Below are 22,090 nucleotides of genomic sequence, written 5' to 3'. Positions count from 1 at the left end.
CAAGTTAATTTTAATCGTGATAAATAAATCGAAAAAGCAAATTAATGATATAATTAGTCAAATTTACTGAGTCAATGAGGAGCATAGTATTAGGAAAAGACTAATTTATGATAAAATCAGATAAGATTTATGCTAGGATGAACAACTCTCAAAATTAATATATATTACAAGAATGTTAAAATTTTGAGATCCCCAAGGTAAAAATTCACTGTTAAGAAATTAATTCTGATGTCATCAATCAAGCAAAAAGCAATTAGCGGTACTATCTGGACATTAATAGGGTATGGGGGAGCTCAAGTTCTCCGTCTTGGTAGCAATATAATTCTGACTCGTCTCTTGGTGCCAGAATTATTTGGTTTAATGGCCTTAGTTAATACTTTCATCCAAGGATTAAACTTATTTTCTGACATTGGAGTTCGTCCTAGTATTATCCGTAGTCCCAGAGGAGATGACCCGATTTTCATCAATACAGCTTGGACATTAACTGTCATCAGGGGATTTATTTTGTGGTTTGCCTGTTGTGTAATAGCTTGGCCAGTAGCTCACTTTTATGGAAAGTATCAATTTCTCTGGCTATTACCTATTGTTGGCTTAACAACAATCATGTCAGGATTTGCCTCAACTGCTTTAGCGACTCTCAATCGTAAAATGGACATTGAGAAGATTACGAAGTATCAGTTTATAATACAGTCTATCTCCATTAGCGTGATGATTGTTTGGGCTTATTTCCAAAGATCAATATGGGCTTTAATTGCTGGAACATTGATTTCTAGTTTCATTAATATGGTGATGAGTCATCGATTAGAACCAAAAATATCTAATCGTTTTGCTTGGGATCAAGAATCACTCAAAGAACTAATATCTTTTGGTCGCTGGATATTTGTAGCAACCGCTATGGCTTTTTTAGCCGACCAAGCTGATACGCTGATGTTAGGAAAATTTTTATCATTAGAAATGTTAGGAGTTTATATTATAGCTTTTACATTTTCCGATTTACCTAGAAAAGCTTTTAGGCAAGTGAGTCAACAGATAATGATGCCAATCATCGCTCAACAAATTGACTTACCTAGAGAAATTCTTCGAGCTAAAATTTTAAAAGCAAGATGGTTAATATTGGTGGCACTTGCTGTTATAGTAAGCTTACTATTCTGTGGAGGAGATTTCATTATTTTGACCTTATATGATAAAAGATATAAAGAGGCAGCTTGGATGCTTCCCCTATTATCATTAGGTCTTTGGCCTCTTATGCTCTCAATAACAGTTGACAAATCTCTTTATGCTTTAGGAAAACCTTTTTATCCAGCATTAGGCAATTGCTTTAAATTCTTGTATATGTTGTTATTTTTACCTATGGCTTTTTTAAATTTCGGTTTTTTAGGGGCAATATGGGTTATCGTCTTAAACGACTTTCCTTATTATATAACGATCAATTTTAAACTTTGGAAAGAAAAATTATCTTGTCTTTCTCAGGATCTTCAAGCAACCTTATTACTGGTAGCATTAATTATAATAGAAATAACTATCAGAAACTTATTAGGTTTTGGTTCACCTATTGATGGCTTGAAAGTTTATCTTTAAATTTAAAAAATCAATTAATAGTAAAAGTATGACAACAATTTTAGTGACAGGTGCTGCTGGTTTTATTGGTTTTCATTTAAGTTTATATCTTCTTCTGCGAGGGGATATAGTAGTAGGAATAGATAATCTGAATTCTTACTATGATGTTTCTCTTAAAGAAGCTCGTCTCAGCCAATTAAAAAAGCAAGAAAAATTCAGTTTTTATCAACTTGATTTAGCTGATAGGAGGGCTATTTATAAGTTGTTTGAGCAAAATAATTTTGATTATGTTATTCATTTAGCAGCTCAAGCAGGTGTGAGATATTCTTTGGAAAATACCCAGGCTTATGTAGATAGTAACTTAGTCGGATTTATGAATATATTAGAAGGATGTCGTTATGCTAAAATTGATCATTTGGTCTACGCTTCTTCGAGTTCAGTTTATGGAGCTAACAAGAAAATTCCTTTTTCTACCAAAGATAATGTTGATCACCCCCTGAGTTTATATGCTGCCACGAAAAAAGCTAATGAATTAATGGCTTATACCTATAGTCACCTTTATCAATTACCCACCACAGGATTACGTTTTTTTACGGTGTATGGCCCTTGGGGTCGTCCTGATATGGCTTATTTTTCATTTACTAAAGCAATTTTAGCAAGTCAGGCGATCAAAGTATTTAACCATGGTAAAATGATGCGAGATTTTACCTATATTGATGACATTATAGAAGGGGTAACAAGAGTAATGAATAAGATTCCTCAACCCTTAGATTCTAATAACAATGTACCTTATAAAGTTTATAATATTGGTAATAATCAACCAGTAAATCTTATGTATTTTATTGAGGTTTTAGAGAATTGCTTAAATAAGAAAGCAATTAAGGATTTTTTACCGATGCAACCAGGGGATGTACCGATGACTTATGCGGATGTGGATGATTTAATACAAGATGTGGGATTTAGACCAAATACTCCCCTTGAAATCGGGATTCAAAACTTTGTTAATTGGTATACCTCTTATTACTCTTAATAAATAGTTTAATGGTTTTATCTAGAGAATTAGTCACCAATCATGTTATATTCAGGTAGAAGTGTTTTTTCGACAAGTCAGAGCTGAATTAAGTTGAAGGAGTTAGAGAATGAGGAAGCCTGATTTTATTATTATAGGGGCGGCTAAGTCAGGGACAACGACACTTTATCAGTATTTATGTCGTCATCCACAGATTTACATGAGTACTCCAAAGGAGCCTGACTTTTTCTCCCTTGAAAAAAGTTATGCTAGGGGAATTGATTGGTATGAATCTCTATTTAAGGACGCAACACCAGATCAAATTTGTGGGGAGGCCTCTACAACCTATTCTAGGTATGAGCAACATCCTAAAGCAGCAGAAAGAATCGCAAAATATTGTCCTAATGTGAAGTTAATTTATATTATGCGGCATCCGCTAGATAGGGCTTATTCATTTTATGCTTATCGATTTAAAGGAACTCAACTTAATCAAGAATTTCATGTAGCTAGAAATGAGTTAATGACAGCAAAAACCTTTGAAGAAGCGATCGCTCAACAAAGTGAATTCATTGATAGTAGTTACTATTTAGAGCAAATTGAAAGATATTTACCGTTTTTTCCAAGAGAATCTTTTTTATTTCTATTAATGGAAGATTTAATTGAAAAACCAGCTAGTACTCTAAATCAGATATTGACTTTTTTAGGGGCTGATTCTACTGTCGATATTATGAAGGGAGGAGAAGTCATAGCTAACCAGGCGAAGGATTATCGAGAAGGAGTCTTTCAAAAAAAAATCGCAGGTTCTGTTAACGCTATTCCTGGGGTTAAATTGATGACTAAACTTGTTCCTAAACCTATCAAACAAGGGATGTATAATATGCTGAAGGACTTGACCTATGAAAAATGGAAAAAAAAGCAATATTTTCCTCCTAAGATGTTACCTGAAACTCGTATAATGCTAATTGAAAAATTTCGTGAACCTAATCGGGAATTAGCTCAATTTTTAAACCGAGATCTATCCCACTGGGATCAATAACCAAAGTCAATACACAATTAAAATTTTGGAGAAAGTTTTAGTCATGAAAACACAATTAAAATTTTGCTTGGATGCCGATTACCTAGATAATTTAGCGGTTCAATGTCATGAGCAATATGTTGAAGCTAATCCTTTTCCTCACATTGTTATAGACAACTTTTTACCCGAATATGTCTTAGAACAAATTCTCGATGAATTTCCTCAACCTCGTTCAATTGATTGGCAACGTTTTGATGGCACTGGCTCGAAAAAGTTAGCATCTACTTCAGAACTACAAATGGGAGAATTCACCCGCTTTTTTCTTTACCAGCTAAATTCATCAATTTTTATTAACTTTTTGGAGAAGCTAACAGGAATTGAAGGAATCATTCCTGATCCTCATTTTCAGGGCGGAGGATTACATCAAATTGAACGGGGGGGATTTTTGAAAATGCACGTTGATTTTAACAGAGATAGGATAATGAAAGTAGATCGTCGTTTAAATCTACTAATTTATCTCAATAAAGATTGGCAAGAAGAATATGGTGGACATTTTGAAATGTGGAATAAGGATATGACGATATGTGTAAAAAAAATACTACCTATATTCAATCGTTGTGTTGTTTTTAGTACCTCAGATTTTTCCTATCATGGTCATCCTGATCCCTTAAACTGTCCAGAAGGATTAACTCGTAAATCTTTAGCACTTTATTATTATAGTAATGGCCGACCCCCAGAAGAAATTTCTGATTCTCATACTACTTTATTTAAAGAACGTCCAATGGAAGAAACGATTAAAAAACCTGTATCATCTGCTTCCACTGCTAAAACTATTGTCAGAAAAATATTACCCCCTATTGTGTTAGATATTGGCAATATTTTCTTAAAAAATAAGCCGTAAATCTAGGATTCGTTTACATTATCTCCCTTCGGCGTTGCCTGTTGTCTTGAATACATTGTTCTAAATCCTATTAATCATGAGTCCTCAAGCTCAATTAGTGATGATATTGTGGGTTCCCACAATTTTCTGGTTATTTATTCGCTTTTCCCGCGAAAAAGAAAAAGCTGTAATTATTGGTTTCATAGTAGCCTGGCTTTTTTTACCCCAGAAAGCAGGTTTTTCTATCCCTGGCCTTCCAGACTACGATAGAATATCTGCCACTTGTTATGGGATTTTTGTGGCTACGTTTATCTTTGATTTCCAACGGTTTAGAAGCTTTAAATTTAGCTGGCTTGATGTTCCTATCCTAATCTTGTGTATTGTCCCATTTTTTTCATCCATGGCGAATGATCTTGGACCTTATGATGGTTTCTCTGCTACTCTGAATCAAACTGTTCAATATGGATTTCCTTACTTTTTAGGACGTATTTATTTGACTAATTTTTCTAGTCTAAAAAAGTTAGTAATTGCCATTTTTCTTGGTGGGTTAGTTTACGTTCCTTTATGTTTGTATGAAGTTAAAATGAGTCCACAACTTCATCGTATGGTTTATGGTTACGAAGGAACTCGGAGTTTCTTGCAGTCAATCCGTTTAGGAGGATATCGACCTACAGTTTTTATGCGTCATGGACTTAGTGTTGCTATGTGGATGATGGCAGCCACCCTGATAGGAATTTGGCTTTGGCAGTCAGGAATGTTGAAAAAACTCTGGAATATCCCCATGACTTGGTTAATTGGGGGAATGATGATAACATTTATTCTGCTCAAATCCACAGGGGCTTATGTGTATTTACTCTATGGACTTGTTGTCTTATTCACCGCCAAATGGTTTCGTAATGCCATCCCCTTACTATTTCTGATTTTTTCTATATCATTCTATTTATTTTTGGGTGCGACAGGTAACTTTGCGGGACAAAATGCTGATCAAGTTATTTCTTTTGTTTCTCAAATAGTTCCACCTGAGCGAGTTGAGTCATTAGCATTTAGATTTGATAATGAAGAAGCATTAGTACAAAAAGCAATGAAACAACCAATCTTGGGTTGGGGAGGATGGGGACGTAACCGTGTCTTCGATTATAATTATGCTGATGAATTAGTTGATGTTTCTATCACAGATAGTCTATGGATTATGAGCTATGGTGTTAATGGAGCAGTTGGTTTATTTAGTATTTTTGCTGTATCATTACTGCCACCTTTAGTTTTTTTATTGCGATATCCTGCTCGTATCTGGTTTCATCCCCAGGTAGCACCCGCAGCTATTGTAGCAATCATTTTACCTTTGTATATGCTTGACTGCACGATAAACAATCAATTCAATCCAGTTTTTATGGTGATGTCCGGTGCTTTAAGTGGGTTTGTGTTGACTAAAGCCAACCCTATTACTCGTCGGGTCATTTCGACACAAACAAGGAGAAATTTAACTGATAATACTAACTTAATTTGATTAGAAAGATAAGAATAGACTTCTTGCGAAAGTAACTTAATAATTAATAAACAATAGGAAATAAGGATAATAATTGACGAAAATTTTATGATGATTAATTATATTTTTGACTTTCGCAAGAGGTCTAATGTATATGGTTGATAGCCAGATCAAACTAACCCTTGTCCTAGATAATTATATCTGTTACAATATACTCATGTTACAACTGGTTTAGGACTTATATTAATTTTGATAATTATTAAATATAATCACTAACAATATATTCATGAATAATAACGATATATCAATAATCTCTCAACCCATTTTTCTTGTTGGTGCCGAGCGTTCTGGAACCACTCTTCTGAGACTTATGTTGTCTGATCATTCTCAAATTTGCTGGTGTCCAGAATTTGAATATGTGGTGGATAAATTTGGAGATGATGGTATAGCCCCTAATCTCGACCAATATTATGAATGGCTAGAAACTCACTGGATTTTTCAAGCGACGGATTTCATCATTAATCAAAGTTTAGATTATAATGAACTGGTGAATAGTTTTTTATGCCAGCAATTAGAGCGAGAAAATAAAAAAATAGTTGGTGCAACAGTTCATCGTCATTTTGATAGACTACCTAAAATTTGGCCAGATGCCCGTTTTATTCATTTAATTCGAGATGGTAGAGATGTTGCTCGTTCTTGTATAGGAATGGGATGGTCTGGTAATGTTTGGACAGGAGTAGAGCGTTGGTTAGAGGCTGAATGTTTGTGGAATCAACTTAAAAACACAATTACACCTGATAGATATATTGAAATTATTTATGAAGATCTCATTACTAATCCAGTGGAAATATTAACAAAAATATGTCATTTCCTTGGTTTAGAATATGATCAATCTATGTTGAACTATGCTCAACATACAACTTATGATTTACCTGATCCTAAGTTGATAAATCAGTGGCGCAAGAAAATGTCTGAGGATGAGGTCCAATTAGTTGAATCAAGAATTGGACATTTACTCAAAGATAGAGGTTATGAATTGAGTGGTTTACCTCATCGAGAAGTAACATCATCAAGACAAAAACAACTTCGGTTACAAGATTGGTTGTTTCGGACACAGTTTCGGGTTAAGCGTTTTGGTTTAGGGTTATTTTTAGCTGATTATGTATCTCGAAAACTGCGAATTAAGCCATTACAAAAAAGCCTTCAATTAAAAATGAATGAAATTACTACTCGTTATATTAAGTAACATTATATATTTTTTGTCTCTTAATATTTTAGGGACAATATAATGTATCTTTTGTATTTCTACCAGTAACCGGATTGGTTCCTTGGGCAATTTGACACAGTTTCTTTTCTGTATCAGGACGTAATAAAACATCTGTAAAATCTGCCCCGTCAATAATAGCCCCATTCAATAATGTATTGGTAACAAAGGCTCCTTCTAAAACCGCATTAGTAAAGTTAACACGGGTTAATCTAGCAGACTCTAAATCCGCAAATCTTAAGTCCGCTTCTTCAAAATTAGCTGATTCTAAATTAGCAGAAAAAAACCTTGCTCCTTGTAACTTCGCGTGACTGAAATTAGCTCCCCTTAAGTTAGCATGATCAAAGGTAACATCCCGTAAATCTTGATAAGAAAAATCGCTTCCTACCAAATTCTGTTGATTATAACTTACGGCTAAAACAGATTGATCAGGAGTGAAAAATAAAAAAGAAATCACTAAACAAGTAATAACTAGAAATAATCGTCTATAATTGAAAACTCTGGGGATTATCATTTTGATTAACCTTGTCTCAATAACACTCTATTGATTTACTTTACACCAATTTTATGACATCAATTGGCCAAGTTGGAGAACAATTTGTCGCTCAATGGTTACTGTCTGGCGGTTGGCAAATTTTACAACAGCGTTGGCGATCTCCTTGGGGAGAAATTGACCTCATTGCTCAACATTATAACGCCTCTATGGTTGCTTTTGTTGAAGTCAAAACCCGTAAAACTTGTAATTGGGATGGCGGGGGAGTCTTGGCAATTACAGGTCAAAAAAAAGCTAAAATTAGGCAAACAGCCGCTTATTTTTTAGGAAAATATACGCAATTTGCTGAACTTCCTTGTCGTTTTGATGTGGCTTTAGTTCATTATAAACCTTGTCAAAATAATGAGTTAGAACTCGATACACTTACTATCAAAATTGGTAAATCTATTCAATGGCAAGGTTATCAATTAACGTTATTAGACTATATTGAAGCCGCTTTTTAAAAAGGTGGCTATTTGTCGGATAGGTTCTCTAGGTATTTCTGGTATTTCAATGTCTTCACAATGGGCAAAACGTCGCTCTATCAGAGTAACAAGATTGATAGGATTTTCATTTTTCATGAGGGCTAAACGCAAAATTTCTTTAGCTTCTTCTTCCAGGGTATGTCCATTTTGTTTAGCTTGTTTTTGTAGACGACTTTTGAGGTTTTCGTCTAGGTTATGAATGGTAAGATTTATCATGGTTTTAAGAGAGATTTTTGATTATTATAATACCTATTTGATACATCAATATTAATTGTTAGAATGATTAGAATTATCTGCTTGTCCTTGGGGTTTAGGTTTATTTTCAGGAATATTGGAATTAGTCGGTTGTGCTGGAGGTTTAGGTTTATTTTCGATTACTTTAGGTGTGGGACGAGTTTGATAATATTTAAAGTGTTGATAAACTGTTCGAGAAAATTCTTGAATTAAGGATCTTGCTGCGGGATCATTATAAGCTCTTTGGGCAAATGCTACACCAATATAACGCTTTCCTGTAGGAATATCAATAATTCCAGCATCCCCTAAAATCGTGCCAATATCTCCAGTTTTATGAGCAATATTAGCCTCTTTTTCAATCCCTTGAGGCAATAAAGTTCTAGTTTTGGTTTTTTCCATAATAGCTAATAAGCGATCGCGGGATCTTGGACTTAAAAAATCTCCTCGTTCAACTTTAGCTAAAAGTTTACCTAAATCTTCTGAACTGGTGGTATTAGTTCCTTCTAAATCCGGCAAACGATTATTAATTACAGTATGAGTTAATCCCCATTCTTTAAACCTTTGATTGAGAACTTCTTTACCCCCAATTTGCCGAATTAACATATCAGTAGCAGTATTATCACTAATAATAATCATTTTAGTCGCTACTTCTAATGCGGTAAATTTTTTTCCGACCTGCATATATTGCATATCACCTGACCCAGTAGTTATAACTTCTTTATCCATTATCAACATTTGATCAAGATGAATATTTCCCTTGTCAACTTCTTCAAAGAAAGCCACTAAAACAGGGATTTTAATGGTACTAGCCGCAGGAATAGGAGTAGAACCGCCTAAATTAATATAAGCCCCATTATCCAAATCCAAAAACCAAGCTTGAGGTTTAACCTTTGGATATTTAGCTGCAATTGCTTGTAATTTAGTTTTGAGATTGGTTAATTCTTGATTTAAAATAATTTCATTACTAGGAGTTTCTTGGGGAATTTCTACCTCTATGGGTGCGGGTTTTTGGGGAGTCGCAGTTGAGGAGGGAAATTTTAGGTAAGTCGCCAAAAAGCCAGTAGGATCAAAAACAGTGAAAGCTGTTCCGGCGATCGCACCAATTCCTACTCCCATAATGGCGAAACGAAGGACATACAATAAGGCAGATGCAATAATATTAGGGGGACGAGGCTTATTACGCTGACGGGATGGGGTATCGACCCGTTTTGCAGAAACTGTCAGGGTAGAAGATTCTTTTATAGTATTGTCTCTGTCGGAATTTGCTTTCCCTGAAACCATATTAATTCGTTGACGACTTTGACTACTTCTAGCTTTCACAGAACGACGAGAAGGAGAGTTAGTGGTGTTTTTGTTAGAGGAGGAAGGGTTAACAATTCGACGAGACATAAGTAGATTTTTCCTGATGAGACAGATTATTTCTAGTCAACCGAATTAAGATGGTTGGCTTTTGTGACTCTCCTGTTGGGATAAATGTTGCCACATCCAGTCCATTTGTCCGAGAATGCCCCGTAATAGAGCGACTTCTTCAGGAGTCAGATTAGCACGATTATATAATCTCCGAATTTTTTCCATACGAGCAGTCACGGTATGAGGATAAAGATAACCAATTTTAAGTAAACTGGCTTCTAAATGTTGATAATAGCCTTCGAGAATGTCCAATGACGCTAATTCTATAGTTGGTAGAGGTTCCCTAACACTTTGGGCCGCTTGATAGAGTTCATAGGCACAAACAGCCACCGCCTGCGCTAAATTAAGGGAAGGATAATCAGGATTTGCCGGAATTCCGACAAAACGCTGAGCATAGTTGAGTTCTTCGTTATTTAAGCCCCGATCTTCTGGCCCAAAAATTAAGGCACTGGTCAGGTTAGGTGTCAGTAACCAGGGGAGGGCTTCTTTAGGTGATTCTAAGGGAGTTAGAAGAGTCCGAGAACGAGAAGTTGTGGCGATTGCTTGTTGACATCCCCTTAAAGCTTCCGGCAAACTACCCACTAATTGAGATTGTTCTAACACATCAAGACCATGAACAGCCATGCGTCTAGCTTCATCACTGAAGCGATCGCAACGAGGGTTAACCAAAATTAACTGATTAAGTCCCATATTCTTCATAACTCGCGCTACTGATCCCACATTTAAAGGGCCAGCCGTTTCGACTAAAATGATACGTACTGCCTTAAGCGAGTTATTTGTCATTTAACAACAGCACTAGAAGATGTAACAGTATTACTATGAGCCATCCCACTTCCAATATCTTTGATGATTTCTGCTTCTGGATAGAATGAGTACATGAAGTTAACTTGTCGGTCAAGGTCGTCTCGTTGCTTTGTTGAACTGACTCGGCAATAGCAAACAAGGGAAGTTCTAGTTGCACCATTAATGTAGGATTGGACATCGTACAATCGTTGTCCAGCTTCATTTTTAATGCTTTTGATTTTTCCTTCGTCGGCATATTTTCTTAATGTATTGGGATGAAAACCCAAAATTTCAACAGCTTTTCGTAATGGAACAAACATTCGCTGATTTGTTAGCGTTTGTTAGTTAATGTTAGCAAAATGGTAGCTAGTTGTCAACCCTAATAAGTCCCTAAGATAAGACAGACATTCCACTTCCCAAGATTCCCATTGATAGGAAGATTGGCAATGATGAATCCATAAAATAGCAAATAATCCTTCTTTACCCATAATAGGAACCATTGCTAAACTTTTAATCGTTAATTGTTCCCAAGGGGCGATCGCGGTTTGAGGGATATCAGTTTGACTTAATAAATCAATCATGACAATTTGTTCGGCTTCATAAGTATTTTTATACTCTTCAAAACCTGTCAATTTGTCCCAAGATAAAGTTTTAACCGAAGGATAACCAGGTTCAATTGATTCTACCAAGAACTTATCATTAACCTGTGATAATCCAACCCGTTGAGCATTTACTAATGTTCGTAGTTCATTAATCGTTTTTTGAAGTAAAGATTTAATCTGAAACGGTTTAGTTAATTGTCCCGTCAAATGTTGCCAAAGAGTTTGCCACTGCTGTTGTCGCTCTAATTGATATTTTAAAGACTGAAGCTCTTGTAAAGCTTGACTGGTTTCCAATAAATGCCGTACCCGTTGGGATAATACCGACCAATAAATAGGTTTTGTGACATAATCTGTGGCCCCTACGACAAACGCCTGATCAATGGAGTCTTGATCATCAAGAGCAGTAATCATTAGAATGGGCAGATAAACATCATTCTGGAGGGCGCGAAGTTGCTGACAACAGGTAAATCCGTCCATTTCCGGCATAATCGCATCTAAGAGGATCATATCCGGTTTAGCCCGGTTATATTCCTCCAGACATTGTTGACCATTTTTGGCCTCTATCACACGATAACCTTCTTCTTCCATGGCGACTTTTAACAAGGTTCGCATGGCTCGATCATCATCCACAATCAGAATTAGAGGGGTTTTTGATAGAAAAGTTTGACTGCTCACAGTTAACCATTAACAATGATGGGTTGTTAGATCTTAATAAGTTCTTTTTGCAAAGTCTGACACACTCGATCATACTCCATTTTAAGGACAGACATTTTCTTATTTGCTCCAGACATGGTTCCTTTTCGTCCCATCATCTCTAATTCTTGACACAAATTAGATAAATCCGTTGCCCCTAAATTAATACTAGCCGATCTTAGAGCATGAGCCGCCTGACGTAAAGCGTCTGGATCATTTTGAGCGATCGCGGATTTTATGGCAGACAGACGTAGGGGAGCATCTTCAAGATAACCCATGATTAGGTTATTAATTACCTCCCCCGCCCGTTTTCCTGCCATTTTTCGTAAAGAATTGAGAGTAGAACCATCAAGAGCGGGCATTTTTGCTAGAGGTTTACATCGTCTAAGGGCTTGTTTTAACTCCTCGATGCGAATAGGTTTAGAAATATAATCATCCATCCCAGAGGCCAGACATTTTTCGCGATCGCCTCGCATTGATTCTGCGGTCATGGCAATAATGCGGGGACGCTTATGGTTCGGGATTTCTTGACAAATCTGACGAGTGGCCGTTAATCCATCCATAACAGGCATTCGCACGTCCATTAAAACAGCATCGTAGGGTCTATTACGTATTGCGTCTAAAGCTTCTTCTCCATCACTGACCATATCAGCCCAATAGCCCAATTTTTCTAATAATAAACGGATAACCTCTTGATTGACCCCCACATCTTCCGCTACCAGAATGCGTAAAGGCATAATATCAGCCATTAATTGTTCTGGGGACGCTTCTTTAACCGATTTAGTCACTATAATCGGTTTTCCAGCGAAAATCTGCATCAAACTATTATAAAGTTGAGTTTGTCGGATCGGTTTAATTAGTATGGCGGCAAAGTCAGCATAATCAGACTGTTGGTTGATCTCTTGAGTCGTGATGGAACTGAGCATCACTAGGGGTAAATTTTGACAGTGGGGTTGTTGACGAATGCTCTTAGCTAAGGACAAACCGTCCATCTGAGGCATATTCATGTCTAAAATTGCCACATCAAAGGTAATGCCGCGATCGAGCCATTCTAGGGATTTTTCACCTGAATCAACGGCACAGGTAAACATTCCCCAAGATTGGGCTTGTAAGGTCAAAATTTTCTGATTTGTCAGGTTATCATCAATAATTAACATTCGTTTACCCATTAACTCCCGTTCTCCTTCTTGAGAAGTCGCGCGACAATAACTGGGGGCCGCCTTAGTCTGAAGGGTAAAGTAAAATGTCGATCCTTTTCCTTCTGTACTATGTACCCACATTTTACCTCCCATCAACTCGGTCAAACGTTTGCTGATGACTAGGCCTAACCCTGTTCCCCCATATTTTCGGGTGGTAGAGGCATCAACTTGACTAAAGGCTTGGAATAGGCGATGACAGCGATCATTGGGAATACCAATACCTGTATCTTTGATGGCGAAGCGCAGTTCATAGTTAGGGGAAGATTCTTCCGTCGGTTCTTCCTGAGACAGGGATGTCCCATTGATATATATAACCACTTCCCCAGTTTCGGTGAATTTAACAGCATTACCAACTAAATTAGCTAAAATTTGCTTTAATCTTGTGCTATCTCCCACAATGGCACTAGGAGTATTTGGTTCTATCAAATAGGCTAATTCTAATTTTTTATCGGAGGCCTGGGGAACGAATAAACGCAATACTTCTTCAATACAGGGGCCCAGTTCAAAAGGTTGTTCTTCTAATTCAATTTTTTCGGCTTCGATTTTGGAGAAATCCAAAATATTATTAATCATCGTCAAAAGACTTTCTCCACTGCTTCGGACAATATTCACAAATTCTTTTTGTTGGGGATTTAGTTGAGTATCTAATAATAATCCGGTCATTCCAGTGACTGCATTTAACGGGGTACGAATTTCATGGCCAATCATGGCTAAAAACTCATTTTTAGCTTTGCTAAGTTCTTCAATCGCTTTTTCTGTTGCTTTTTGTTCTGTAACTTTTATCTGTAAATTTTCAAAACGTTCTAAGTGTTTTCTCAGACTATCAATTAATATCTGTAATTGACTTAATTCATCTTTATTATCAATGTCTGAAACTTCATCAGTTGGCAGAATATCTTGAGCTTGTTTAACTAAAATTTGTAATGGACGTTGTATTTCTCTCTTAAACATTGCGACTGTAATTATTACCAAGACTCCACTCACTATTAAAGAAGCAATAATAATTTTACTGGCTGATTTGAGGGTTTCTTGATCTGTTGGTTCTAAGGAATAAGCTAGACGAATCTCTCCTAAAGATTCGCCAGAAACGATAACTGGTTGACGAATTTCCCTTATTTTAGGATTATTTTTAATTGTTTCAAGGATTTTACTAAGTTTAATTGAAGTGGTATTTGGAGTAGTGATCGCATCAGAAATAGTTTTTTCTTCTTGATTAAAAAAACTGGTTATTGTCTGACCCTGATCATTAATAATTATGCCATAAACCAATTTATTTTCTAAACTATTTTGTCTCATTAATCGTTCTAAGGTAGAATCATTTAGCTTAAGGGATGATTCTTGAGAAATAATGCGTAATTCTTTAGCTAAATCTTGTACGCGATCTCGAATATTTTCCGTACTCTGATAGTATCGCCAACGTACCTGAATGATCCCAAAAATCAATTGCGCCACGATCAAACCAATACTTGTCAGGACTAAATAGCGAAGGGTTATTTTGTTCGGTTTGATATTACTCATTGTCATAGATTTAACTGAGAATAAAGCTATGGCTATAGCTAGTTTAGGGAGTCAGGTAATCAAGTTCTGAAGTTTATTGGTATTTATTGCTAATTTTTTGGTTTTATGTACACTCTTTCTACTTTATCAATTTTTGTTTCCATAGATTCATAATTATTTATAATATGACAATAGCTTGTTACAATGAAGACAAGTTAGGACAGTTATTTTCTTTCGGTGTCTCTAATTGAAAGTACTAGGCTAAATATTTTAATTTCCTTGGCGTTTTCAACGACAGGATGTAAAAGGTCAAGACATTTCTTAAGATCATTAATAGCCATTTTGTTCTGTTAATGTAAGAAATAAGTGTTTTCTATCAATTGCTTTCTACTATCATGCTTTATACTTGATATAGGTGTAATATCGATCTCTAAATCTCAGTGACGGTGATCACAGCAAAAATGCTTGAACTTATCTAAAATACATTCTATATAGTGAATTATCTATTGATAATATATCTGGGAGAAAATTAATTAGTAGCGACTCCCCCAGTCTCCTTCAGATAAATTGATGTATTTGTTCAAGGATATAAAACTAATTATATTACTCAATTAAGCTATAAGTATGACACACCGATCTGTACGTTCTTCTGAAGACGGAATTACTCAAGCGAAGCAAATATTAGCCATGAAAGGCTGGAGTCAGCAATATTTGGCGGGTGAAGTCGGCTTGTCTAGTCGTCAATGTGTCTGGAAATTTTTGACAGGGCGACCCATTGAACGTCATATTTTTAAAGAAATTTGTTTTAAATTAGAACTTAATTGGGAAGAAATTGTTGACTTACCTTATGAACAATCACCCAAACGAGTGCAACCTGAATGGATAGTGGAAAATCTAGGTCTTGAGGAATGTGTAAAGATGATGCGCGCTAAAGTGGGAGAGCAAATTCAAATCCAATGTAATAGCTTACAATCTTCTTTTGAGTTAACTCAACCTCCCCTTGATCAAATTTATACTACGGTTAAGATTTTACCTGAACCAACCCATCAACGATGGTTAGAAGTTGTTGATTTACAACAAGGGAAAAATAGTACACAAAGATTTAGTGTTAAGGGTACTAACCCGAAAGCGGTATCTGGACTCGAAATAATCAATAAATATAACAAGTTGATGATTTTGGGGAAACCAGGAGCAGGAAAAACCACATTTTTACAATATATTGCGCTCCAATGTAGTAAAGGCAAGTATAAAGGTGACTTAATTCCTTGTTTTATTCAGCTAAGAAGTTGGTTAGAACAAGGGTTTGATGAGGAAATTAATTTATCATCTTATCTGATGAGACAATGTCTTGGTCATGGGTTATCTCATGAACAAAGCTTGACTTTATTGCAGGAGGGGAAATTTTTCTGTTTATTAGATGGACTAGATGAAATTTCTCAAGAAAGTCGAGAGATTTTATACAGAAATATTGATAATTTTGCTCAAGATTATTACAAAAATAGAATTATTATGACTTGTAGAGGTGCGGTTCAGCAATTTCATTTTAAGGGATTTACCTATGTAGAAATTGCTGATTTTGATCATACCAGTATTGAAAATTTTGCTCAAAGATGGTTTGTGGCAATGGCTGATAATAAGCGGAATGGTAAGAATAAAGCAGATGAATTCCTAGAACAATTAGATCTCCCTGAAAATCAGCCCATTCGAGAATTAGCGATTACGCCTATTTTACTAAATCTTCTCTGTTCAGTCTTTAAAGAAAGGTCTAGTTTCCCGACTAAACGAGCTAAATTATATCAAATTGGCTTAGATATTTTATTACAGCGTTGGGATCAAGCTAGAGGTATTGAAAGAGATGGTATTTATCATAATTTGCCCTTACCTCATAAAATCAAGCTTTTATGTCAAATTGCTGCTATTACATTTGAGCGGGATAGTTGTTTTTTTGAAAGTCGGGAAGTTTTAGATATTATCGAAGAATATCTAGAGAATTCTCTTGATTTGAAGGAAGATGCTGAAACCTTATGGTTAACCAGTGAAGCGGTGTTAAAATCCATTGAATTACAGCATGGTTTATTAATTGAAAGAGCGAGGGATATTTATTCTTTTTCTCATTTAACTTTTCAAGAATATCTGACAGCGAGAAAAATTGTTAGTACAAAATCTGAAGTTTTAAAAAATGAATTAAATAAATTAGCCCAAAAAATACTAGAAAGTCGTTGGCGGGAGGTAATTTTATTAACGATTAGTTTGTTACCTAATGCCGATTTTGTATTGCAAAATATGAAACAAGTTCTTGATTCTTTAGTTCAACAAGATTTGCTATTAGAAAGATTCTTAGTTCTTCTAGAGAACAAGGTATCATCAGTGAAATTTTCTGGTGAAAAATCAGCCTTAAGAGCTTTTTATTTTACTTTATTTCGTCATCGAGATTTAGACTTAGCTCTTGCTCTTGATATTAATTTATCAAGTCAATTAAAATTAGATAAAGAACTACAACTAGATTCTATTTTAGCCAGAGCATTTGTAGATAGTGTCCGCTTAGTTGAAAAACCCAATCTTAAACATTTTCTGAATTTATGTTTTACTTTGGAATTAGAAAACAAGTTTCAGTTAGATCCCAATTTTCAAGAAAGTTTTCAAACATTAAAATCTATACTTCCTTCACCCGAAAATAAGAAAGAAGATATTTTTACTTGGTGGCAAGAAGAAGGAAAAGAATGGGTTGAAACGTTTCATCATCTACTGATTGAACATCGTCAAATTGGTTATAATTGGCAACTGAACCCTGAACAACAAGAACTCTGGGATCAGTATTATCAAGCTAATTTATTTTTAGTGGAATGTTTAAACTCAGACGGACAAATTAGTCCTAAAGTCTCTCAAGAAATTGAATCTACTCTATTATTACCGCCTCAAATCTTAGAAATTTTAAAGACGCAAATAAACCCCCTCTTGTCTGTATAATAAAAGAATCTTTTGTCTGATACAGTCACGTAAATTTGACTTTAATTAAGTAATCACTTCATATTTTTTTTGACAAAAACGTGGAAAATAAGTATTAATTAGTTCTTGACTCCGTTCTTCTCCCATTTGATAAATCACAGGCAACAGTAAAACCGTTGTCATCGCCCTTGTTTGAGCTTTGGAAAATGTCCTAATTGCCTTGGCTACTGCTATACATCTTAATCAATTGATAGGAAAAAATATAGGGGTCAACAGTCTGACCCCTACAGTTTATTTGTCTAATTAGTGTAATTTAGCTGACAACAGAAGATTGTTTAACACTAAAAAAGGTTTTGAGAATTTGTTCCGTAATTTGAGGACTGGTTAACCCCAAATCAGATTTAGATTCATTGGGTGTAGCATGATCAACTAGGTGATCCCCGACTCCAAAGCGTTTAAGAGGAACTAAGACATTATTGTCCATTAAAGCCTCAGCTACAGCCGATCCGAAACCTCCCATTAAACAGCCTTCCTCTAAAGTAACGACTTTACCGATACGTTGGGCTAGAGGTAGGATCAACTCGGTATCTAAAGGTTTAACAAAACGGGCGTTTATGACTGTGGCCTCAACAGAGTGTTCTCTGAGAACTTCAGCCACTTGCAAGGCCGTATTAACCATGCTACCGTAAGCGACTAATAAAAGATCATCCCCATTACGCAGAATTTCCCCTTTGCCGATGGGTAAAGGTTCCCATCCTTCTTCCATCAGAGGAACCCCGATACCGTTACCACGAGGATAACGCATAGCAATAGGGCCATCAGTATGATTGATTCCCGTCACTATCATGCGTTGTAATTCCGCTTCATCTTTGGGTGCCATAATAGCCATATTGGGGATACACCGTAGATAGGCAATATCATACATCCCTTGATGGGTAGGCCCGTCTGCGCCTACAATACCGGCCCGATCTAAACAGAAGAAAACGGGCAAGTTTTGAATACAGACATCGTGTAAGACCTGATCGTAAGCCCGTTGTAGAAAAGTGGAGTAAATCGCCACTACGGGGCGCATTCCTTCACAAGCTAACCCTGCGGCTAAAGTAACGCCGTGTTGTTCGGCAATACCCACATCAATGTATTGTTTCGGTAATTTTGCCTGAAGTTTATCAAGTCCTGTCCCAGTAGCCATCGCTGCCGTAATACCGATAATTTTAGGGTTATTTTGAGCGAGGGTAGTGAGGGTATGGGCAAAAACCTTGGAATAACTAGGAGGTTTAGGGGTATTGGAGGGAATAGCTTTTCCGGTCGCCAAATTAAAGGGACTTTGGGCATGATAGCCCACTTGATCTTTTTCGGCTAATTCGTAACCTTTGCCTTTAACTGTGGCAACATGGACGAATACGGGGCCTGTGGCTTTATGGGCTTGTTTGAAGGTGGCGATTAATTCTTGTAAATTATGACCATCAATAGGGCCAAAATATTTAAAGCCCAATTCTTCAATGACTGCGCCAACTTTCGGTACAGCAAGGCGTTTCATGCCTTCCTTAAGCCGTTCCATTTCGGGATTAAATGCCTCACCAAAGAAGGGTAAATGCTTAAATTGTTCTTCTAGGTTGTCTGAGAGGAACTGTACCGGATCACTGAGACGAACTTTGTTGAGATAACGAGAAATTGCGCCCACATTGGGAGAAATCGACATTTCATTGTCGTTTAAGACCACCATCAGGTTAGTATGGGGCAAATGGCCGGCGTGGTTAATGGCTTCTAGGGCCATACCTCCGGTTAAGGCACCATCTCCGATGATAGCAACAACTTTGTAGTCTTCTCCTTGAGAATCTCTGGCTAAAGCCATTCCCAAAGCAGCAGAAATGCTAGTAGAGGCGTGTCCCGCTCCAAAATGGTCAAATTGACTCTCACAACGTTTAAGATAGCCAGCAACGCCTTTTTTTTGCCGTAAAGTGTGGAAACGATGATAACGTCCGGTTAATATTTTATGGGGATAGGCTTGGTGTCCCACATCCCAAATGACTTTATCTCGGTCTAAATCTAGGGTTTGGTATAAGGCAACGGTTAATTCTACAACTCCTAACCCTGGGCCTAAATGGCCTCCTATTGCGGCGACGGTTTGTAAATGTTTTTCTCGAATTTGACGGGCGACATCCTCCAGTTGTCGAAGTGATAAGCCATGCAACTGATTGGGATGAGTCATGTCACTTATATGCATAGAAATGGCCTGTTTTCTACGAGTTTAATTTTAGATCGCTATATCTCACTTTGAAACTTCCACAGCTAGAAGCGGTGGGATTCTTGCTTCGTGGGGATTACCGCCCGATAATTATAGCACGTCATAGGGGTTGTAAAGGGGCAACCTGAATTCGGAGTTCGTCGTGGATAATTTTTTCAACGAGAGAATAAGGGCTGACGGGGTGACAAGTAGGCCAAAGTGAAGATGGGGGTTAGGGGTTAGGGGTTGGGGATAAATTGAAGATTATCTCTGAAAATACAATCCACCGTTTCCAAGAAAAGGGACGATGTAATAGATATTTTATAAATGCTTTTCTTGGTGCAATTTGCTGAGTCAATGATCGGATAATTTGTCTCGTTCTTTCTGCTTTTTTAGGCCAATGTTCTAATAGAGTTTCTATTAGTTGTTGCTGCTGTTGTAATGAATCATAACGCCAAACAGGTACTAAATTCCAAAAGACTAAACTTTGACACAAAGATTCACTAAATTCCGTTGAGAAGTCAGATAAATTATCTTCTAAAATCAGAGCATACTTTTCTAGAAGCGTGTAATCACAATTAACTATTGCCTTCAATAGATCAGATAAAATGAACCAAGTATCTAACCGTTTTCTTAACTCTTTCTCTTCTTGAGGTTGAGCCATTATCCTATAAGGAAGGGCATCTTCTAAAGCTTCTATTTGTTCATCATAAAAACTACATTGTTTCCGTAATCTATAGCTATGAGATTGATCATGCTGACGATATCCAACTGTAAAGCTTCGGTTTTGCATAAAGGGATGATTGGCACTGAGTCTCAGCCAAGCATAAAAAGCACTTGTAGAAAATTTTGTTGGCCAGCCTCCAATTGAATCGAGAGCAGTTCTACGGATTAGAATTGGCGAAGGACCACCAATACTATTTCTGGGAAAGGTACTCCAAAAATCCAAAGGATACTCATCGAGAACAGGATGTGGAAACACTAGGTTATCTTCAAAACTTAACATCATGGCAACGGCAGCCGGATATTGAGGATATTGACACAGAAGACCGCTTAAAAGACGCAGGTGATCAGGATGCCAAATATCATCCTGATCGAGAAATGCTACCAATGGTGCTGTAGTCTGTTGTAGTCCAAAATTTCGCGCCGCAGGACCTCCTTTATCGGGAGATCGTAACAGTTTGACATGAGGAAAATCCTGAAGGATTTCTAATGATTTATCGGTTGAGCCATCATCTACTACTACCACTTCTCGTGGTAAGTGAGATTGAGAAAAAACTGACTCTAGGGTTTGACGAATCCATTTGGCACCATTAAATAATGGGATGATAACAGCTATATCCATCATTGGGTCTTTAAAAAAAACGAAGAAAATCAAAAATACAATTTTTTTAAAAAACTTAAACTTTGTATAACATATATTTTTTATCTCGAAGTAGCTCTATAAAAGCTAGATGATCATCCTGAATAGTCTTCGGATTCCTTTCGGATGCAGCCACCCAAGCAGTCCGAATAGCATCAATTTCAGTCTGAAAATCACGCCCTACAATTTCCCTTTTGAAACTACGTCTTAAAACACTTAATCGACAGTTTAGTCGGGACATTTCATGTAAGATGTTGATGAAAGGGATAGGGTTTCCACCACTAATTATAGTAACACCTCCAAACCCGATTAGACGATGCCCTAAACTTTCAAAAATCTTTTCTACTGTGCCATCAGCTACTAAATCCCAAATCCATGTTTTTTGGCGTGAAATAGTTAGGTCATTCAAACCGATGTAAGCATAGTTCCATGAAAGATCTCGAAGGAGATGGCAATGTTCAACTAACTCGGAAGTTTCAATCTGAATGATTGTTTCCGCTCTCCCATGAACTAAATCTAGAAATTTTTCTACTTCTCTGGGATGTTTGGCCATAGGCAACATAATAATCTTAGCACCGCAATCTAGTGCTGTCTCAATTTCTTTAATGGTATTTGATCCAAAGGGATTAATCCTGACTGTAATTGGTATAGTAATAACTTCAGCAAGCTCAATCACATTTTGGGTTGTATGTGAGTTAATCTCTGTTGAATAACCGCTCTGTCTTTGATGTTTACCTGTTTGCTCCCAATCAACTATAATGCTCTCAACACCTGCTTCCTCAGCTTGTTTTGCTAATGATACATCTTTTGTAAATAACAATAAGTTTAAATGATTGATAACCACTAATTTCCAAATTCTATAATATGCAATATGATTTAAGATATAATAGCAAGTATAAATTGTCAACAATCTC

At 36.5% G+C, this 22,090-nt stretch carries 18 protein-coding genes; 8 read left to right on the top strand and 10 right to left on the bottom strand.

Annotation, left to right across the window (positions count from 1 at the left end; genetic code table 11):
• The first annotated feature begins 228 nt into the window (after positions 1–228).
• The 6 genes from AsFPU1_RS14475 (at position 229) to AsFPU1_RS14450 (ending at position 7,190) form a co-directional block, all read left to right on the top strand.
• Entirely contained in the window at positions 229–1,578 is a 1,350-nt protein-coding gene (locus AsFPU1_RS14475; protein WP_124975463.1) for an oligosaccharide flippase family protein, read from the top strand.
• A 28-nt stretch (positions 1,579–1,606) separates the two neighbouring features.
• Positions 1,607–2,587, top strand: coding sequence for an NAD-dependent epimerase (locus AsFPU1_RS14470; RefSeq protein WP_124975461.1), 981 nt, complete (start codon positions 1,607–1,609; stop codon positions 2,585–2,587).
• Positions 2,588–2,696: 109 nt separating this feature from the next.
• Positions 2,697–3,602 carry a sulfotransferase domain-containing protein gene (locus tag AsFPU1_RS14465; RefSeq protein ID WP_124975459.1) on the top strand — a complete coding sequence of 302 codons (906 nt, stop codon included), beginning with the start codon at positions 2,697–2,699 and terminating at the stop codon, positions 3,600–3,602.
• 43 nt (positions 3,603–3,645) lie between these two features.
• Positions 3,646–4,482, top strand: coding sequence for a 2OG-Fe(II) oxygenase (locus AsFPU1_RS14460; RefSeq protein ID WP_124975457.1), 837 nt, complete (start codon positions 3,646–3,648; stop codon positions 4,480–4,482).
• Between the two features lie 76 nt (positions 4,483–4,558).
• Complete coding sequence (locus AsFPU1_RS14455; RefSeq protein WP_125061128.1) at positions 4,559–5,965, top strand: O-antigen ligase family protein; 1,407 nt, start codon at positions 4,559–4,561, stop codon at positions 5,963–5,965.
• Between the two features lie 265 nt (positions 5,966–6,230).
• Positions 6,231–7,190 carry a sulfotransferase family protein gene (locus AsFPU1_RS14450; RefSeq protein ID WP_125061127.1) on the top strand — a complete coding sequence of 320 codons (960 nt, stop codon included), beginning with the start codon at positions 6,231–6,233 and terminating at the stop codon, positions 7,188–7,190.
• A 28-nt stretch (positions 7,191–7,218) separates the two neighbouring features.
• On the opposite strand, the gene AsFPU1_RS14445 is transcribed toward AsFPU1_RS14450, so the two are convergent.
• Complete coding sequence (locus AsFPU1_RS14445; protein ID WP_124975122.1) at positions 7,219–7,722, bottom strand: pentapeptide repeat-containing protein; 504 nt, start codon at positions 7,720–7,722, stop codon at positions 7,219–7,221.
• Between the two features lie 53 nt (positions 7,723–7,775).
• Between AsFPU1_RS14445 and AsFPU1_RS14440 the strand changes: the two genes are divergently transcribed.
• Positions 7,776–8,204, top strand: a complete 429-nt coding sequence (locus AsFPU1_RS14440) for a YraN family protein (RefSeq protein ID WP_124975124.1) — start codon at positions 7,776–7,778, stop codon at positions 8,202–8,204.
• Here the strand turns inward: AsFPU1_RS14440 and AsFPU1_RS14435 are convergent.
• Genes AsFPU1_RS14435 through AsFPU1_RS14410 form a run of 6 tightly spaced genes read right to left on the bottom strand, consistent with a single transcriptional unit; the run spans position 8,178 to position 14,664 of the window.
• Complete coding sequence (locus AsFPU1_RS14435) at positions 8,178–8,441, bottom strand: FitA-like ribbon-helix-helix domain-containing protein (RefSeq protein ID WP_124975126.1); 264 nt, start codon at positions 8,439–8,441, stop codon at positions 8,178–8,180. The genes AsFPU1_RS14440 and AsFPU1_RS14435 overlap by 27 nt on opposite strands.
• Before the next feature lie 51 nt (positions 8,442–8,492).
• On the bottom strand, positions 8,493–9,848 hold the full coding sequence (locus AsFPU1_RS14430) for a serine hydrolase (RefSeq protein ID WP_124975128.1): 1,356 nt from the start codon (positions 9,846–9,848) through the stop codon (positions 8,493–8,495).
• 45 nt (positions 9,849–9,893) lie between these two features.
• The gene (locus AsFPU1_RS14425) at positions 9,894–10,652 is read right to left on the bottom strand and encodes an RNA methyltransferase (protein WP_124975130.1); all 759 of its coding nucleotides are present in this window, start codon (positions 10,650–10,652) and stop codon (positions 9,894–9,896) included.
• Positions 10,649–10,972 (bottom strand): MerR family transcriptional regulator, encoded by a 324-nt coding sequence (locus AsFPU1_RS14420; RefSeq protein ID WP_227873528.1) that lies wholly within the window; start codon positions 10,970–10,972, stop codon positions 10,649–10,651. Before AsFPU1_RS14420 ends, AsFPU1_RS14425 begins: the two co-directional genes overlap by 4 nt.
• Before the next feature lie 21 nt (positions 10,973–10,993).
• Complete coding sequence (locus tag AsFPU1_RS14415; RefSeq protein WP_124975132.1) at positions 10,994–11,929, bottom strand: response regulator; 936 nt, start codon at positions 11,927–11,929, stop codon at positions 10,994–10,996.
• Between the two features lie 26 nt (positions 11,930–11,955).
• Positions 11,956–14,664 (bottom strand): response regulator, encoded by a 2,709-nt coding sequence (locus tag AsFPU1_RS14410; protein WP_227873529.1) that lies wholly within the window; start codon positions 14,662–14,664, stop codon positions 11,956–11,958.
• A 603-nt stretch (positions 14,665–15,267) separates the two neighbouring features.
• Here AsFPU1_RS14410 and AsFPU1_RS14405 point away from each other — a divergent pair.
• A complete protein-coding gene (locus tag AsFPU1_RS14405) occupies positions 15,268–17,610 on the top strand; it encodes an NACHT domain-containing protein (protein ID WP_124975136.1) in 2,343 nt (780 codons plus the stop codon).
• Positions 17,611–17,902: 292 nt separating this feature from the next.
• Here AsFPU1_RS14405 and dxs read toward each other — a convergent pair whose 3' ends face one another.
• The 3 genes from dxs to AsFPU1_RS14390 all read right to left on the bottom strand — a co-directional run bounded on the left by dxs (position 17,903) and on the right by AsFPU1_RS14390 (position 22,083).
• Positions 17,903–19,813, bottom strand: coding sequence for a 1-deoxy-D-xylulose-5-phosphate synthase (gene dxs, locus AsFPU1_RS14400; RefSeq protein ID WP_124975138.1), 1,911 nt, complete (start codon positions 19,811–19,813; stop codon positions 17,903–17,905).
• A 232-nt stretch (positions 19,814–20,045) separates the two neighbouring features.
• Positions 20,046–21,161 carry a glycosyltransferase family 2 protein gene (locus tag AsFPU1_RS14395; RefSeq protein ID WP_124975140.1) on the bottom strand — a complete coding sequence of 372 codons (1,116 nt, stop codon included), beginning with the start codon at positions 21,159–21,161 and terminating at the stop codon, positions 20,046–20,048.
• A 52-nt stretch (positions 21,162–21,213) separates the two neighbouring features.
• Positions 21,214–22,083, bottom strand: a complete 870-nt coding sequence (locus AsFPU1_RS14390; RefSeq protein ID WP_172957508.1) for an aldolase/citrate lyase/malate synthase family protein — start codon at positions 22,081–22,083, stop codon at positions 21,214–21,216.
• Positions 22,084–22,090 lie beyond the last annotated feature (7 nt).

This window comes from Aphanothece sacrum FPU1 (genome assembly GCF_003864295.1).
Taxonomy (GTDB): domain Bacteria; phylum Cyanobacteriota; class Cyanobacteriia; order Cyanobacteriales; family Microcystaceae; genus Aphanothece_B; species Aphanothece_B sacrum.
This window is presented reverse-complemented; position numbering and strand designations above follow the sequence as displayed.

Coding starts and splice junctions, on each gene's coding strand:
- AsFPU1_RS14455 (WP_125061128.1), top strand. CDS start 4,559: ATGAGTCCTCAAGCTCAATTAGTGATGATATTGTGGGTTCCCACAATT.
- AsFPU1_RS14410 (WP_227873529.1), bottom strand. CDS start 14,664: ATGAGTAATATCAAACCGAACAAAATAACCCTTCGCTATTTAGTCCTG.
- AsFPU1_RS14440 (WP_124975124.1), top strand. CDS start 7,776: ATGACATCAATTGGCCAAGTTGGAGAACAATTTGTCGCTCAATGGTTA.
- AsFPU1_RS14445 (WP_124975122.1), bottom strand. CDS start 7,722: ATGATAATCCCCAGAGTTTTCAATTATAGACGATTATTTCTAGTTATT.
- AsFPU1_RS14450 (WP_125061127.1), top strand. CDS start 6,231: ATGAATAATAACGATATATCAATAATCTCTCAACCCATTTTTCTTGTT.
- AsFPU1_RS14435 (WP_124975126.1), bottom strand. CDS start 8,441: ATGATAAATCTTACCATTCATAACCTAGACGAAAACCTCAAAAGTCGT.
- AsFPU1_RS14470 (WP_124975461.1), top strand. CDS start 1,607: ATGACAACAATTTTAGTGACAGGTGCTGCTGGTTTTATTGGTTTTCAT.
- AsFPU1_RS14430 (WP_124975128.1), bottom strand. CDS start 9,848: ATGTCTCGTCGAATTGTTAACCCTTCCTCCTCTAACAAAAACACCACT.
- AsFPU1_RS14405 (WP_124975136.1), top strand. CDS start 15,268: ATGACACACCGATCTGTACGTTCTTCTGAAGACGGAATTACTCAAGCG.
- dxs (WP_124975138.1), bottom strand. CDS start 19,813: ATGCATATAAGTGACATGACTCATCCCAATCAGTTGCATGGCTTATCA.
- AsFPU1_RS14460 (WP_124975457.1), top strand. CDS start 3,646: ATGAAAACACAATTAAAATTTTGCTTGGATGCCGATTACCTAGATAAT.
- AsFPU1_RS14465 (WP_124975459.1), top strand. CDS start 2,697: ATGAGGAAGCCTGATTTTATTATTATAGGGGCGGCTAAGTCAGGGACA.
- AsFPU1_RS14395 (WP_124975140.1), bottom strand. CDS start 21,161: ATGATGGATATAGCTGTTATCATCCCATTATTTAATGGTGCCAAATGG.
- AsFPU1_RS14425 (WP_124975130.1), bottom strand. CDS start 10,652: ATGACAAATAACTCGCTTAAGGCAGTACGTATCATTTTAGTCGAAACG.
- AsFPU1_RS14420 (WP_227873528.1), bottom strand. CDS start 10,972: ATGTTTGTTCCATTACGAAAAGCTGTTGAAATTTTGGGTTTTCATCCC.
- AsFPU1_RS14475 (WP_124975463.1), top strand. CDS start 229: ATGTCATCAATCAAGCAAAAAGCAATTAGCGGTACTATCTGGACATTA.